Origin of the sequence: Micrococcus sp. R8502A1, from assembly GCF_006704135.1 — a bacterium.
Taxonomy (GTDB): domain Bacteria; phylum Actinomycetota; class Actinomycetes; order Actinomycetales; family Micrococcaceae; genus Micrococcus; species Micrococcus luteus.
Genome location: NZ_VIGS01000054.1, coordinates 1 through 15533, shown reverse-complemented (window position 1 = coordinate 15533; position 15533 = coordinate 1). Strand labels below are relative to the sequence as shown.

At 74.6% G+C, this 15533-nt stretch carries 12 protein-coding genes; 7 read left to right on the top strand and 5 right to left on the bottom strand.

Going from position 1 to position 15533, the window contains the following annotated elements:
- The 3 genes from FLM69_RS09475 to FLM69_RS09465 all read right to left on the bottom strand — a co-directional run.
- The coding region (locus tag FLM69_RS09475; protein ID WP_141844000.1) for an MMPL family transporter at positions 1 to 3243 on the bottom strand (3243 nt) is incomplete at its 3' end.
- A gap of 110 nt (positions 3244 to 3353) precedes the next feature.
- Positions 3354 to 3866, bottom strand: a complete 513-nt coding sequence (locus FLM69_RS09470) for a para-aminobenzoate synthase component I (RefSeq protein ID WP_036383655.1) — start codon at positions 3864 to 3866, stop codon at positions 3354 to 3356.
- On the bottom strand, positions 3863 to 4339 hold the full coding sequence (locus FLM69_RS09465; RefSeq protein WP_036383657.1) for a MarR family winged helix-turn-helix transcriptional regulator: 477 nt from the start codon (positions 4337 to 4339) through the stop codon (positions 3863 to 3865). The genes FLM69_RS09470 and FLM69_RS09465 overlap by 4 nt, the downstream gene beginning before the upstream one ends.
- Positions 4340 to 4403: 64 nt before the next feature.
- On the opposite strand from FLM69_RS09465, the gene FLM69_RS09460 reads away from it, so the two are divergent.
- Positions 4404 to 6695 carry an MMPL family transporter gene (locus FLM69_RS09460; protein WP_135019660.1) on the top strand — a complete coding sequence of 764 codons (2292 nt, stop codon included), beginning with the start codon at positions 4404 to 4406 and terminating at the stop codon, positions 6693 to 6695.
- Positions 6696 to 6791: 96 nt separating this feature from the next.
- Here the strand turns inward: FLM69_RS09460 and FLM69_RS11395 are convergent, their stop codons facing one another.
- The gene (locus FLM69_RS11395) at positions 6792 to 8342 is read right to left on the bottom strand and encodes a hypothetical protein (protein ID WP_153236557.1); all 1551 of its coding nucleotides are present in this window, start codon (positions 8340 to 8342) and stop codon (positions 6792 to 6794) included.
- Between the two features lie 340 nt (positions 8343 to 8682).
- On the opposite strand from FLM69_RS11395, the gene dnaK reads away from it, so the two are divergent.
- The 5 genes from dnaK to FLM69_RS09430 all read left to right on the top strand — a co-directional run bounded on the left by dnaK (position 8683) and on the right by FLM69_RS09430 (position 14021).
- A complete protein-coding gene (gene dnaK, locus FLM69_RS09450; RefSeq protein WP_036383683.1) occupies positions 8683 to 10542 on the top strand; it encodes a molecular chaperone DnaK in 1860 nt (619 codons plus the stop codon).
- Between the two features lie 161 nt (positions 10543 to 10703).
- A complete protein-coding gene (locus FLM69_RS09445; RefSeq protein WP_036383663.1) occupies positions 10704 to 11366 on the top strand; it encodes a nucleotide exchange factor GrpE in 663 nt (220 codons plus the stop codon).
- Positions 11367 to 11434: 68 nt separating this feature from the next.
- On the top strand, positions 11435 to 12427 hold the full coding sequence (locus tag FLM69_RS09440; protein ID WP_036383665.1) for a DnaJ C-terminal domain-containing protein: 993 nt from the start codon (positions 11435 to 11437) through the stop codon (positions 12425 to 12427).
- Positions 12424 to 12975 carry a heat shock protein transcriptional repressor HspR gene (locus FLM69_RS09435; protein ID WP_036383669.1) on the top strand — a complete coding sequence of 184 codons (552 nt, stop codon included), beginning with the start codon at positions 12424 to 12426 and terminating at the stop codon, positions 12973 to 12975. Before FLM69_RS09440 ends, FLM69_RS09435 begins: the two co-directional genes overlap by 4 nt.
- Positions 12954 to 14021, top strand: coding sequence for an alpha/beta hydrolase (locus FLM69_RS09430; RefSeq protein WP_235186512.1), 1068 nt, complete (start codon positions 12954 to 12956; stop codon positions 14019 to 14021). Before FLM69_RS09435 ends, FLM69_RS09430 begins: the two co-directional genes overlap by 22 nt.
- Before the next feature lie 22 nt (positions 14022 to 14043).
- Here FLM69_RS09430 and trmB read toward each other — a convergent pair whose 3' ends face one another.
- Positions 14044 to 15039, bottom strand: coding sequence for a tRNA (guanosine(46)-N7)-methyltransferase TrmB (gene trmB, locus FLM69_RS09425; RefSeq protein ID WP_141843998.1), 996 nt, complete (start codon positions 15037 to 15039; stop codon positions 14044 to 14046).
- A gap of 32 nt (positions 15040 to 15071) precedes the next feature.
- Between trmB and FLM69_RS11390 the strand changes: the two genes are divergently transcribed.
- A complete protein-coding gene (locus tag FLM69_RS11390) occupies positions 15072 to 15428 on the top strand; it encodes a hypothetical protein (protein WP_181743509.1) in 357 nt (118 codons plus the stop codon).
- The last annotated feature ends 105 nt before the right edge of the window (positions 15429 to 15533 follow it).

Genomic DNA, 15533 nt, shown 5'->3' with positions numbered 1-15533 from the left:
GGGTTTCGCCGGGGCGTGGGCGCTCTCAGGTTGGGATACGTCCACGTCCACGTCCGGCATGATCCGGTCGAGCCAGCGCGGCAGCCACCACGCCTTCTCGCCGAGCAGGTGCATCAGCGCCGGCATCAGGAGCAGGCGCCCCACGAACGCGTCCAGCAGCACGCCGAAGGCCAGGCCGAAGCCCATCGGGCGGATCATCGCGTCGTGGGCGAAGATGAACCCGCCGAACACGGAGATCATGATGATCGCCGCGGCGATCACGACGGCCCGGCCCGAGCGCAGGCCGGTCAGCACGGCCTGGCGGGCGGGCAGGCCGTGGGCGTAGGCCTCGCGCATGCCGGAGGCGATGAACAGCTGGTAGTCCATGGCCAGGCCGAACAGCACGCCGATCATGATGGTCGGCAGGAAGCTGAGCACGGGGCCGGGGTTGTGGACCCCGAACACCGAGCCGAGCCAGCCCCACTGGTAGATGGCCACCACGCCGCCCATGGCGGCGAACATGGAGAGCACGAACCCGCCGGTGGCGATCAGCGGCACCAGGATCGAGCGGAACACCAGCACCATGATCAGCAGGGACAGGCCCACCACCACGCCCAGGTAGAGGGGCAGGGCGTCGGAGAGCTTCTCCGAGACGTCGATGAACCCGCTGGTCATGCCGGCCACGCCGAGGTTGGAGGCCTCGCCGGCCGGCTCGGTGGCGCGCAGGTCGCGCACCAGCTCCTCGGTGGAGACGGCGTTCGGGCCCTCCTCGGGCAGCACCTGGAACATGGTGACGGTGCGGTCCTCGTTGAAGCCCGCGGGCACCACGGCGTGCGCGTGCTCGAGGCCGGCGAGCTGCTCGCCCACCGCCAGGCGGGCGTCCTCGGCCGCGTCCTCGTCCAGGCCGGCGGGCAGGTCCACGGTCACCACGAGCGGGCCGTTGTAGCCCTCGCCGAACTTCTCGGCGGTGAGCTCGTACGCAACCTGCGAGTCGGAGCCCTCCGGCTCGGACCCGCCGTCCGGCAGGCCCAGGCGCATCGAGCCGACCGGCAGGGCCACGAGCACCAGCAGGGCGACGGCCGCCAGGGCCGAGGCGATCGCGGCCGGGGTGGACATGGTCGAGCGGCGCCCGGCGCGGCGCACGGCGGCGGAGCCCTCGGCGACGGAGGCGGGACCCTCGTCGGCGAGGCGGGCCCGCTCCTTCTTCGAGAGGATCCGCATCCCGGCCAGGGAGAGCAGGGCCGGGGTCAGGGTGACGGCCACCAGCACGGCCACGGCCACGCAGACCGCGCCCACGGTGCCCATCAGGCCCAGGAACGGGATGCCGGTGACGTTCAGGCCCACGAGGGCGACGATCACGGTGATGCCGGCAAACACCACGGCGTTGCCGGAGGTGCCGTTGGCCAGCGCGATCGACTCGTGCAGGCCCGTGCCGCGACGCAGCTCCTGGCGGTGCCGGTTGACGATGAACAGCGCGTAGTCGATGCCCACGGCCAGGCCCAGCATCACCCCGAGCACCGGGGTCACGGAGATCATCTCCACGGCGGAGGAGAACGCGAGCGCCCCGGCGGCGCCCACGCCCACGCCCACCAGCGCGTTGACCAGCGGCAGACCCGCGCCCACGAGGGTGCCGAGCATGACCACCAGCACGATCGCGGCGACCACGAGGCCCACGACCTCGCCCGGGCCGAGCAGGGAGGACACGGTGGCGTTGAGCTCCTGGGAGGGATGCACGGCGACGCCGTCGATGTCCGCGCCGGTGAGGGCGCCGGTGACCGCCTCCTTGTCCTCGGCGGTGACGTCCGGGGTCGGCGTGGTGAAGGTGACGATCCCGACGGCGGTGCTGCCGTCCTCGGACACGGTGCGGAAGTCCTCCGCGAGGGCCAGGGTGCGCTCGCCGCGCTCGGCCTCGACGCGGCCGTCGTCCAGCTCGGCGCGGCCGTCGGCGAGGTCGGCCTCGGCCTGGTCCAGGCGCTCCGCGCCGGCGGCCAGCTGGGCCCGGCCGTCCTCGAGCTCGGCGACGCCGCGCTCGTACTCGGCCCGGCCCTCGTCGATCTTCTGCTGCTGCGCGTCGAGCTCGGCCTCGGCCGCGTCCAGGGCCTGCTGCCGTCCCGCGGCCACCTGCTCGCGGCCGGCCTCGAGCTCGGCCTCGGACTCCTGCAGCTGCTGCCGGCCGGCGGCGAGTCGGGCGGCGCCGTCGTCGGCCTCGGCCTGGGCCGCCGCGAGCTGTTCGGCGCCCGCGTCGGCCTCGGCCTGGGCGGCCTCCAGCTGGGCGCGGGCGGCGTCGGCCTGGTCCTGACCGGCCGCCAGCTGTGCCTCGCCGGCGGCGAGCTGCGCCTCCTGGTCGGCGAACTGCGCGGCGACCTGCTCCGCCGGGACGCCGGCGGCCTCGGCCTCGGCCAGGGCGGCGTCCCGGGCCTGCTCGAGCTCGGTGCGGCCCGCGGCCAGCTGCTCGGCCCGGGCGTCGAGCTCGGCCTGCCCGGCCTCGAGCTCGGCCCACCGGGCGTCGAGCTCGGCCTGCGCGGCCTCGAGCTCCTGACGCTGTGCGTCGAGCTTGGCCTGGCCGGCCTCGAGGCGCTCCGCCTGCTCCTCGAGCTCGGCGCGGCCGGCGTCGAGCTGCTCCTGGCCTTCGGCCACCTGCTGCTCGGCCTCCCGGAGCGGGGCCAGGGCCTCGGCCGGCAGGGCGTCCAGGCCACGCTCCTCGAGGTCGGCGCGCGCGGCGTCGAGCTTCGCCTGCCCCTCCTCCAGCTGGGCGGCGGCCTCGGCCAGGCGCTGCTCGCCCGCGTCGGCCTCGGCCGTGCGACGCTCGAGCTCGGCCCGGCCGTCCTCGATCTCCTGGCGTCCGTCCGCGAGGCGCTGCTCGCCGTCGGCCAGCTCGGTGCGGCCCTCGTCCAGCCGGGTGCGGGCGTCGTCCTGCTGGGCCTGGGCCTCGAACGGGTCCACGACGCCCTCCACGGCCGGCTGCTCGGCGACGTCGTCCAGCAGGGCGGTGATCTGCTCGCGCTGGGCGTCGGTCAGGGGGGAGCCGTCCTCGGTGGTGAACACGACCTGGCCCCTGCCGCGGGAGGCTTCGGGGAACTCCTCCTTGAGACGGTCCGTGACCTGGGCGGTGGGGGTGCCGGGGATGGTGACGGTGGAGGAGAGCGTGCCGCCGAAGGCGAGGAACCCGCCGACGGCGAGGGCCAGGGCGAGCACCCAGGCGAGGATCACGAGGAGGGGGCGGCGGGCGGCGCCGAGGCCGAGACGGTAGAGCAGTGTCGCCATGGGAAGGGGAGGTCTCCTTGCGCTGGGGTGGGACGCGGCCGGACGCGGCGCGCCGCCTCCGATGCTACACCTAAGCGGAGCGAACCGCTCCGGTCCGGGCGGCGCCGCCGTCAGGTGGAGGGCAGGCGCAGGATCAGGTCCGCCGCGGCGCGCGGGGCGTGCCGGGCCAGGTAGTCCTCCTCCTGTGCGGCCCAGCGGTCCCAGTGCGGGGCGAAGGTCTCGCCGTCCCGGGCCAGCGCCCGCGTGCGCCGGGCGGGGGTCTCGAGCTCGAGCCACACCGCCAGGTCGAGCAGCGGTCGGGCGGCGGAGCTGAGCGCGCCCACGCCCTCGCACACCACGACGTCGGCCGGCGCGGTCCACCGCGGCGGGCCGGGGGCGGCGCGGTGCCAGTCCCACGTGGTCCAGGTCGCCGTGCCCCGCTCCCGCAGCGCGCGGACGGCGGCCGGATAGGGGCCGTCGTCGCCCACCGCCGCGGCCAGCCCGTCCCAGCCCCGGTACATGGACTCGATCTCGATCACCTCGACCCGCGCGAACGGTGCGATCCGGGCCGCGAGCGCGGCGGCGAGGACGGTCTTGCCCGACCCCGAGCGGCCGTCCAGGCCGATGAGCGCCGGTCGGGTCACGGGTCCTCCGGGGCGGGGTCCGTCAGTGCGGCGGTGGCCGCCTCGAGCACCCGCACCGCGGCCCGCAGCTCCGCGGCGGAGAATCCCTCGAGGGCGGCGCTCAGCCGCTGGGACATCGGTTCGAACGCGCGCTGTCCGTCGCGGCGGGCCGTGTCCGTGTGCTCCACCAGCACGCGCCGCCGGTCGCCCTCGTCCCGGCGGCGGCGGACGTGGCCCGCGGCGGCCAGGCGGTCCACGAGGGCGGTGGCCGAGGCCCGGGTGAGGTGCAGGTGGGCGCCGAGGTCCGAGGCCGTGACGGGCTCACCGGCCTCCGCGCGGGCCATCAGGAGCGCGAGGGCTCTGAGGTCCGTGCGGTGCAGGCCGACGCCGCGGCCGGCCTCGTCGACGGCGTGCTCCGCGCTCTCGCTGAAGACGCGCAGCGCGTGGACCACGGCGAGGTGCTCCGCGGGGGCGGAGGGGGGCTGCGTGGTCATGGCCGGGAGTCTAGCCAGCCCCCATGGTTGTTTGATCATCGAACCATCCCCTACGCTCGGTGGCATGCCCACCCCGCCTGACCTCTCCGCCTTCCGCACCCCCGCCGCGCCGGGGCGTCCCCCTCGGGGGCTGCGGCTGGGCCTGGCCGCGGCGCTCGCCGTGGTCTGGTTCGCCGTGCTCGGCCTGGGCGGCCCCGTGTTCGGCAAGATCGGCGACGTCTCCTCGAACGACCAGGCCACCTTCCTGCCGGCGTCGGCCGAGTCCACCCGCGCGGGGGAGGAGGCGGCGGCGTTCCAGGACGGCGAGGCCGTGCCCGCCGTCGTCGTGGGTCCGGCGAGCACCGCGGACCCCGCGGCCGCCTTCCCCGCGCTCGCGGACCTCGCGGGCCGGCTGGGCGAGGTGCCGGGCGTGGCCGACGTCGCCGGCCCGATCCCCTCCGACGACGGCGCGGCGGTGCAGTTCCTGGCCTTCGTCGACTCCTCGGCCGGGGCCGAGCGGCCCGTGGCCGACGTGGTGGCCGACCTGCGGGAGGTCGTGGCGGACCCGGCGGCCGCCGAGCCCGCCCTCGCCGGGACCGTGGCCGCGGACACCGAGTGGCACGTGGGCGGTCCGGCGGGCCTGGTCGCGGAGCTGGGCGGCGCGTTCGCGGGGATCGACGGGCTGCTGCTCGTGGCGCTCGTGGTGGTGTTCGTGATCCTCGTGGCGGTCTACCGCTCCGTCCTGCTGCCGGTCCTCGTGCTCCTGACGGCCGTGGCCGCGCTCTGCGGCGCGATCGTGGCCGTCTACGGGATGGCCGTGGCGGGCTGGATCCAGCTCAACGGCCAATCCCAGGGCATCCTCTCGATCCTCGTGATCGGCGCGGCCACGGACTACTGCCTCCTGCTCGTGGCCCGGCACCGCGAGGAGCTGCTGGTCCGGGCGGACGTCGGGGAGGCGCTGCGGGCCGCCGTGCGCGGGTCCTTCGGCGCGATCACCGCGTCCGCCTCGACCGTGGCCCTCGCCCTGCTGATCCTGATGGCCTCGGACCTCAACTCGACGCGTTCCCTCGGCCCCGTGGCCGCCACGGGTGTGGCGTTCGCGTGGCTCGCCGCCCTGACCCTGCTGCCGGCGCTGCTGCGGCTGACCGGGCGGGCCGCCTTCTGGCCCACGATCCCGTCCCCCGAGCGCGCCCGCCGTCGCGCGGAGCGCCATGCCGCCCGGGGCCGGGCCTTCACCCCGCCGTTCGACGGCGCGGGCCGACCCGTCGCCGGCCTCGAGGAGGACCACGGGGTGTGGACGCGGGTGGGCGCCGTCGTCGCGCGCCGGCCCCGTCTCGTCTGGGTCGCCACGACGGTCGTGCTCCTCGCCCTCTGCGGCGGTCTGCTGCAGCTGCGCGCGGACGGCGTCGCCCAGGAGGACGTGCTGCTCGGCGACTCCGACGCCCGGCAGGCCCAGGCCCTGCTGAGCGAGCACTTCGACGCCGGCGCGGGCGCTCCCGCCCAGATCCTCGCGCCGGCCGGGGACGCCGAGGCGGTGCTCGCCGCCGTCGCGGAGGACCCCGGCGTGGCCGAGGCGGAGGTCACCGCGGACGCCCCCGGGACCGCCGCGGTCCCGCCCCCGAGCGCGCTCGAGGCGGAGGGCGGGACGGGCGCCGCGTCCGCGCCGGAGCCGCAGCCTCGCGTGGTGGACGGCCGCGTGCTGGTCTCGGCCACCCTGGCGGACCCGGGCGAGTCCCTCGCCGCGCAGCAGACCGTGGCCCGCCTGCGCGACCGGCTCGCGGATCTCCCCACCTCGGGCGAGATCCTCGTGGGCGGCCCGGCGGCCCAGGCGTTGGACACGAACGTCACCACGCAGCGCGACCTGCGGGTCGTCATCCCGCTGATCCTCGCGATGCTGCTGGTCATCCTCGCGGTGCTGCTGCGCTCGCTCCTGGCGCCCGTGCTGCTCGTGGCGGCCACCGTGGTCAGCTTCGGTGCGGCCCTGGGCGTCTCGGCCCTCGTGTTCCGGCACGTGTTCGGCTTCGAGGACGCCGACCCCACCGTGCCGCTGTACGGCTTCGTCTTCCTCGTGGCCCTCGGGATCGACTACACGATCTTCCTGATGACCCGGGCGCGGGAGGAGACGCCGCGGCACGGCACGCGGGCGGGCGTGCTGCGCGCCCTCACCGTCACGGGCGGGGTCATCACCTCGGCCGGCGTCGTGCTGGCGGCCACCTTCGCCGCGCTCGCGGTGATCCCGCTGATGTTCATGGTGCAGCTGGCGTTCATCGTGGCCTTCGGCGTGCTGCTGGACACCCTGGTGGTGCGCACGCTGCTGATCCCGGCCCTCGTGTGGGACATCGGCCCGAAGGTCTGGTGGCCGGCCAAGGCCGCCTGACCTGGTCGGTCCCGGACCCTTCCCGACGACGGCCCGCACCTCCTCCGCCGAGGTGCGGGCCGTCGTCGTCCCGACACGGCGGGCGTGGGGCGTCGGTCAGTCGCCGAGGGTGAAGTCCACCATCAGCAGGTGGGACAGCGCCACGGAGTGACCGGAGTGGGAGTGGAAGGGCTTGCCCAGCGCGCGCAGGGCCTCCACTGTGCGGTCTGTGCGCGCCATGGCACGGCCCATGATGAAGCGACGCACCTCCGGGCGGGCGGCGGCCCGGTCGATGTCCTGCAGCCAGCGCTGGAAGCCGGCGGACAGGGGATCGTCCGGGTCGGCTGTCTCGACCGTGTCGTCGCCGTAGGCCGTGCCGGCGGCGAGCCGGTCCGAGGCGGGCAGGACGAGCAGGCTCTCGAGCTCCTGCGCGGTGGGTGCCTTGCGGGCGTTGTCGTAGTCCACGTCCTTGAGCCCGGGGGCGAGTGACTCCATGACGTCGAAGTAGAAGCGGCGGCGCACGTCCTGGGGGAGGGAGGTGAGGGCCCGGATCGCGTACTTCGAGTTGAGCGGCATGAACAGCGGGCGGGCCTTCGGGATGTGGCCGAAGTGGAAGCGGTTCCGGAACTCGAGGTAGTGTTGGATGCTCGGCACGACGCCCGGGGCGGTCTGCTTCAGTTGCTCCTGCGTGGTGGCCATCTCCTCCTGCCAGAGGGCGAAGTCGGCGGCGGGCATCTTCTCCTTGAACGGCTCCAGCAGGCGCAGCGGCTCGGCATGCCGGTAGTACTGCTTGATGGTGCCGCCACCGCCGCCGTGTGCATGCACCTCGAACGGGTTCTGGAACGTCGACGACATGTAGACCGGGGTGTACACGCCGAGGCTGTTCTCCCGCCAGTGGCGGTAGGCGCGGGACCCGGACACCAGGGTGCGGGTGGGCGGCTTGGGGCCGTTCACCGTCAGGCCGTGGGCCTCGGCGATCCCCTTTGCGACGGCCAGATCCTCCTTCTGGTTGACGCCCGAGTGCAGCCAGAACCGGTCCGAGTCCGTGCGGAACAGGCCGGACTCGAGGAGGAACGCGAACACCGTGCGGGAGTCCACGCCGCCGCTGAGGTCCGCGGTGAAGGTGACCCGCGGGTCCGCGAGCAGGGCGCGGGTGCGCCCGCGCCAGACGTCGAGGTACTCCTGGAGCGCCGCCTCGTACTCGAGCGGCTGGAGCTCGGGGGCGCGCTCGAGGGAGAGGACGCTGCCGCGGATCACCACGACGGTGCCGACCGGCAGGAGTCGGATCTCGTCGAACGGGGTCTGGAAGATGGACAGCTGCATGGTCAGCGTCTGGCGGAGGGCGAACGGACGGAGCCTGCCGAGCCGGGGCGTGAGCGTCATGCCCTCGGTGCGCAGGTGCTCCACCAGCCCGCTGTAGGAGGAGCCGAGCGCCCAATCGTCGCCGCTGCGGTAAAGGAAGAGACGGCCCAGACCGCTGGCGTCCGTGCCCACCTCGAAACGGCGGCCGAAGAGCCTGCCCGCCCGGCGTGCGACCACGTAGCAGCCGTCCTCGCCGGGGCCGACGGTGCGGCCGGTGCGCGCGCGATACGCAGTCATGCCCGCGGGCCCGTGCACGTAGTCCGTGCCGACGAAGGCGTATCCCTCGAACTGCTCTTTGGGTCGCATGCGACTCGAGAGGATGAGCACGTGTCACTCCTGGGTTGCGGGTCCGATTTCCAGAAGTCTAGTCAGCACCTGTGCGCCGGCACCGAGAGGGGCTCGGCAGGGCGCCCGCGAGATGCCTGAGAGGGGGATTCACGGAGGGTGTGACGAGGATCACCGACGGGCGGGAATGAAGCGCACGGGGGTGTGGTTGCACTGCACGACACCAGAACATGAGTCGAGGTGACTCAGGTTTCTTGACAGACCTTCCGCCCCGGTGGCAGGTTGAGTCCAGAACGCTCAAGGGCGGCCGGCACCGGTCGGCCGCGGTCACCTCGAGCAGCAGTCGACGAAAGGACACATGATGTCGCGAGCAGTGGGTATCGATCTTGGCACCACCAACTCCGTGGTTGCCGTCCTCGAGGGTGGCGACCCGGTCGTCATCGCGAACGCCGAGGGCGCCCGCACCACCCCGTCCGTCGTCGCGTTCTCCAAGGGCGGGGACGTCCTGGTCGGCGAGGTCGCTAAGCGCCAGGCCGTCAACAACCCCGAGCGCACCTTCGCGTCCGTCAAGCGCCACATGGGCACCGACTGGACCACCGAGGTGGACGGCAAGAAGTACACCCCGCAGGAGATCTCGGCCCGCACGCTGATGAAGCTCAAGCACGACGCCGAGGAGTACCTGGGTGAGAAGGTCACCGACGCGGTGATCACCGTGCCCGCCTACTTCAACGACGCCGAGCGCCAGGCCACCAAGGAGGCCGGCGAGATCGCGGGCCTGAACGTCACCCGTATCATCAACGAGCCCACCGCGGCCGCCCTGGCCTACGGCCTGGAGAAGGGCAAGGAGGACGAGCTCATCCTGGTCTTCGACCTGGGCGGCGGCACCTTCGACGTGTCCCTGCTCGAGGTCGCCAAGGACGAGGACGACTTCGCCACCATCCAGGTGCGCGCCACCGCCGGCGACAACCGCCTCGGCGGCGACGACTGGGACCAGCGGATCGTGGACTGGCTGCTCCAGCAGGCCAAGTCCAAGGGCGCGGACCTGTCCAAGGACAAGATCGCCCTGCAGCGCCTGAAGGAGGCAGCGGAGCAGGCCAAGAAGGAGCTCTCCTCGGCCACCTCCACCAGCATCTCGCTGCAGTACCTGTCCGTGACCCCCGAGGGCCCGGTGCATCTGGACGAGCACCTGTCCCGCGCCAAGTTCCAGGACCTCACCAAGGACCTGCTCGAGCGCACCCGCAAGCCGTTCGAGGACGTCATCAAGGAGGCCGGCGTCAAGGTCTCCGACATCGACCACGTGATCCTCGTCGGCGGCTCCACCCGCATGCCCGCCGTCTCCGAGCTCGTGAAGGAGCTGACCGGCGGCAAGGAGCCCAACAAGAGCGTGAACCCGGACGAGGTCGTCGCCATCGGCGCGGCGGTGCAGGCCGGCGTGCTCGCCGGTGAGCGCAAGGACGTGCTCCTGATCGACGTGACCCCGCTGTCGCTGGGCATCGAGACCAAGGGCGGCGTGATGGCCAAGCTCATCGAGCGCAACACGGCCATCCCGACCAAGCGCTCCGAGACGTTCACCACGGCCGAGGACAACCAGCCCTCCGTGTCCATCCAGGTCTTCCAGGGCGAGCGCGAGTTCACCCGGGACAACAAGGCGCTGGGGACCTTCGAGCTGACCGGCATCGCCCCGGCCCCGCGCGGCATGCCCCAGATCGAGGTCACGTTCGACATCGACGCGAACGGCATCGTGCACGTCTCCGCGAAGGACAAGGGCACCGGCACCGAGCAGTCGATGACCATCACGGGCGGCTCCTCGCTGTCCCAGGAGGACATCGACCGCATGGTCAAGGACGCCGAGGCCCACGCGGACGAGGACAAGAAGCGCCGCGAGGCCGCCGACCGCCGCAACCAGGCGGAGCAGTCCGCCTACTCCGTTGAGAGGCTCCTGCAGGACAACGGCGACAAGCTGCCCGAGGACGTCAAGACCGAGGTGCAGGCCGACGTCGACGCCCTGAAGGCCGCCCTGGAGAAGCAGGACAACGACGACGAGGTCGCCGCCGCGTTCGAGAAGCTCCAGGCCTCCCAGGTCAAGATCGGCGAGGCCCTCTACGCCCAGCAGGGCGCGGAGTCGGCCGACGCCGGCGCCGAGTCCGCCGCCCCGCAGGGCGACGATGAGGACATCGTCGACGCCGAGGTGGTCGACGAGGACGACGAGAAGAAGGCCTGACACCCCGGGGCCGGGGCGGGCGTCCACGCCCGCCCCGCCCGGAGGCCCACGACGCCGGCGGGCCGGCCCGGCAGCGCCCCTGCCGGGCCAGCTCGCCGGCCTTCCCGCACCACCCCCGCGCGGCGGACCCGCCGCGCCCACCCGCTTCGAAAGGACACACCATGAGCGCCGACCAGCAGCGTCCGCACGGCTCCTCCGACGCCGAGCGCGGCTCCGAGGAGGAGCCCATCGTGTTCAACGACCGTCGCCGCATCGACCCCGAGACCGGTGAGCCCCGCGTCTCCGCCGAGAGCGCGGCCGAGCAGGCCGAGGACGGCGACGCCCTCGCCCAGGCCGAGCGCATCCTCGACGAGGCCGGCGCGGAGGCCGGGACCGAGGCGCCGCAGCCCGCGGCCTCGGACCGCGAGGCCGAGCTCGAGACCGACCTGCGACGTCTGCAGGCCGAGTTCGTGAACTACAAGCGTCGCGTGGACCGCGACCGCGACCTGGCCAGGGACGCCGGCGTGCTCAAGGCCGTCACCGCGCTGCTGCCGGTGCTCGACGACATCGACGCCGCCCGCGCCGCCGGCGACCTGACGGACGGCCCGTTCGCCGCCATCGCGACCAAGCTCGACACCGTCCTGGCCGGCCTCGGCCTCGAGCGCCACGACCAGGCGGCGCTGGCCGGCGTCGAGTTCGACCCGGCCCTGCACGAGGCCGTGATGCGCCAGCCGCACGCGGAGGTGCCCGCGGACCACGTGGTCCAGGTCTTCCGCAACGGCTACGTCCGGGACGGCCGCGTGCTGCGCGCCGCCCAGGTGATGGTCTCCGCCGGAGACGAGTGACCCCGTCGGCCGGCGGCCCACCCCGCCGCCGGCCGACCCCCTGACCGATGCACACGAGAGGAGGCACCATGGCCTCGCAGGATTGGATGGACAAGGACTTCTACGCGACCCTGGGGGTGTCCAAGGACGCCTCCGATGCGGATGTGAAGAAGGCCTACCGCAAGCTCGCCCGCACCCACCACCCGGACCAGAACCCCGGGGACGAGGCGGCCGAGAAGAAGTTCAAGGAGATCTCGGAGGCGTACGCCGTCCTGAGCGACCCCCAGGAGCGCCAGGAGTACGACGCGATCCGCGCGATGGGCGGCGGCGCCCGGTTCTCCGCCCCGGGCGGTGCCGGCGGCGGCGGCTTCGAGGACGTCTTCGGCGGCATGTTCGGCGGCGGGGGCGGCCCCCGCACCACGCAGTCCGGGCCCGACCTGTCGGACCTGTTCAGCGGGATGTTCGGCGGCGCCGCCGGCCAGACCGGCGGCTTCGGCCCCGGCGGCTTCGGTGACGCCGGCTACGCGCGGCCGCGCCCCACGAAGGGCGCGGACCGCACCGCCACCACCACGATCTCCTTCCGCGGCTCGATCCAGGGCACCACGGTGTCCCTGCGCGGCCCGGACGGCGAGACGATCGAGGTGAAGATCCCGAAGGGCATCCGCGACGGCCAGAAGGTCCGTGCCCGCGGCAAGGGCTCGCCCGGCCCGGCCGGCCGCGGCGACCTGCTGGTCACCGTGCACGTGCGCGAGCACGAGTTCTTCCGCCGGGACGGGGACGACCTGCGGATCACCGTGCCGATCACCTTCCCCGAGGCCGCCCTCGGCGCCACGATCGAGGTGCCGACGCTGGAGCGCCCCGTGAAGGTGAAGGTGCCGGCGGGCTCCCAGTGTGGCCGCGTGCTGCGCCTGAAGGGCCGCGGTGTCGAGCGCGGGAAGACGACGGGTGACCTGCTCGTGGAGCTGCGCGTCACCGTGCCCACCACGCTCAACGACGACGCCCGCGCCGCCGTCGAGGCCCTGCAGTCCGCCACGGCCGGCGACGATCCGCGGCGGGAGCTGGCCCGGAGGGCAGCCTGGTGAGCGCCCGCGACGGCGCCGCCCGTGCGGACCGGGGCCGCGAGGGGGGTCCCGACCGGCACGCCCCGGTCTTCGTGATCTCCGTGGCCGCCGAGATGGCGGACATGCATCCGCAGACCCTGCGCCAGTACGACCGGCTCGGCCTCGTGGTCCCCGCCCGCCAGGACGGACGGCACCGCCGCTACTCCCTCGCCGACGTCGAGCGGCTGCAGACCGTGCAGGCCCTGAGCCGCGAAGGCATCTCGCTGGAGGGCATCCGCCGCGTGATCGCGCTGCAGCGCGAGGTCGAGCAGCTGCAGGACACCGTGGTCGAGCTGGCTGCCCAGGTGGACCGCCTCCACCACGCCTCCCGCCTGGCCCGCGTCTTCACCGTGGGCTCCGGCGGCGACGTCTCGGCCCGCTACGCCGACCGGATGGCCGCCCGCCGTCACGCCGCGGCACGGGCCGGGGCGGACACCGCGGGCGAGGCCCGCCCGAGCGGCCTGCGGAGGCTGCCCTCCGGCGGCGCCCGCCTCCGACGGGTGCCCACGTGGCAGTCCGAGCAGGACTGAGCCGGGCGTCGTTCGGGGCGGCCGCGCGGTCCCGCGTGCAGGAGCGGCTGCGCGCCGACATGGCCCGGCGCGACGGCCTCGGCCGGCAGGCCCGCAGCGCCCTGGACGGGATCGTCCACGCCCTCAAGCCGGAGGGCATGGACCCGCACCTGCCCGCCCGGCATCTGCTGGACTACGTCCTCGACGGCCCGGACGGTCCGCGCGCGGTGGTCGCCGCGGGGGACCCCGCGACCGCCACGCATCTGACCTGGCTCGTCTCCGGCATGGGCATCCGCCCCCAGACGGCCATGTGGGGGACGGCCCGGGAGGCCGCCCACCTCGCCGCCGCCCAGCGCGCCGCCGGCGCACCCCGCCCCGTCGTCATCGCGTGGCTCGGCTACCCCGCGCCCACACCCTGGCGGGTGGTGCTCGACGGCCCCGGCCGGCGCGGCGGCGCGATGCTCGCCGCGGATGTCCGGGCCTGGTGGGAGTTCCTGCGCCACGGGCCGGGGGAGGACGACGACGCCGCCCCGGCCCTGCGCGCCCGCGGGACCGCCGTGCACGGGGCCGTGGAGGCCCACTCGTACGGCTCGCTCGTGGCCGCGCACGCCCTGCGCCTGCTCGCGGACCGGGGCCTGCAGCCCGACGACGCCGACGCCCCGTGGCCGGCCGAGCGTCCCGTCGAGGCCCTCGTGGTCTCGGGCGCGGTCGGCCTGCCCGCCGCCCTGGCAGCCCGGGCCGCGCACCTCGGCCTGCGGTCCGGGCGGACGTTCCGCGCCCTGGCCCCGGGCGATCTCCTCGCCCGGGTCGGCCGCGCGGTCGGCCGTCGTCGGGACTGGACGGACGCCGCCGTGCTGCCGGTGGCCCCGCGGCCCGGCCTGGCGGGGGCCGCCGTCCGCGGCCACCGCACGGCCCGCTGGTCGCCGACGGCCCCCGGGGACGCCCCGAGGGGCTACCGGGACGCCGGGTCCGTGACGCTCGCGGCGACCGCGCGGGTGACCGCCGGCCTGCCGGTGCCGCCCGTCCCGGACGGCGCCGACCCGGCCGGGCCGGTCGCCCCGGCCTGAGCGGCCCCGTCGGGCCCCGTGCTCAGCGGCGGCGGTACGCCAGGTCGAACACGAGGCGTCCGGCCCGCTGGGACTTCGCCTCGAAGCTCGTGATCGGTCGGCCCTCGAACCGGGGCGCCCAGCCGCCCGCGTGGTCCACGGGGTCCGCGGCCGCCGCGCCGGCCCGCGCCTCACCCAGGCCGGCCCGCAGCGGGCGCTCCTCCTCGGCCGCGCTCTCCCATCCCGAGGGCAGCGGCTGGGCCCCCACCTCGGTCTCCCTGCCCTCGCGGCGCACCCGCGTGAGCGGGGAGCCCTCGCCCGCGGCGCGCCCGGGGAAGAGGTTCTCGAACTCCGGGTGCGCCTCGAGCACCTCGCGCATCTGCACGGCGTAGCCCGACCAGTCCGTCGCCAGCCGCAGCACCCCGCCCGGGGCGAGCACGCGCGCCACGCGGTCCGCGAAGGCGGGGGAGACCAGGCGGCGCTTGTGGTGCCGCTTCTTGTGCCACGGATCCGGGAAGAACACCCACACCTCGGAGACGGAGCCGGGCGTGAGCAGGGCGTCCAGCAGCTCGGGGGCATTGGCCTCCACGGCGCGGACGTTCTCCAGGCCCTGCTGCTCCACGCGCGTCATGAGCGCGGCCAGGCCGGGCACGTAGACCTCGACGGCGAGCACGTTCCAGTCCGGCCGGTCGGCGGCGGCCTGCGCCGTGGACTCGCCCAGCCCGGAGCCGATGTCCACGAGCAGGGGGGCCTCGCGCCCGAACACCCCGGCCCAGTCCAGTCGGGCCTGGGTGTCCACCGAGGTGGCGCCGCGGCCGCGGGGCACGTCCACGAGGACCCGCTGCGCCTGTCGGTCCCACACGGCCTGCCGCCCCGCGTTCAGGCGCGCGCCGCGTCGGACGAAGGAGACCGGCTCCCGTCGGACGAGGGCGGGGTCCTTGTCCCGATTGTGGTCGTGCGCGTGGACGCGCTCGGCGGGCGGCGGCACGGCGTCGGGGCCGGGTGCGTCCGGGCGGGGGTGGGGGAGGTGCTCAGTCATCGCCCCGATCCTGCCACGGCCGCGCGTCGGCGGTGCGGACCGCGGTCGACGACGGCGCCCGGCGCCGGGGTCAGGGGGTGGCGCTGGAGCGGTCCCCCGACGTGGGCGGCGCGGGCGCCGAGGCCGTGGTGGCGGTCGGCTCGGGTGCGGACTCGGTCGGGTCCGGCGCGGGGTCCGTGGCCGGCGCGCTCGTGGACGGACCGGACGGGCTCGGGGACGTCGGGGTCGGCGTCGCGGAGGTCGGCGTCGGGTCGGGGGTGCTCGGCGTCGGGTCGGGGGTGCTCGGCGTCGGACTGCCGGATCCCGTGCCCGACGGCGAGGACGAGGTGGGGGGAGACGACGGGGAGGACGGCGTGGCCGAGCGGGTGCTGGCTCTGATACACATCTGACGTTGCCGACGATAGCAGGAGGGTAGACATCCGGGAGACAAGTATAACTAAAACAAAAAACTACATACACGAAATATGCTATTCAATATACAACCTCACTAGTAT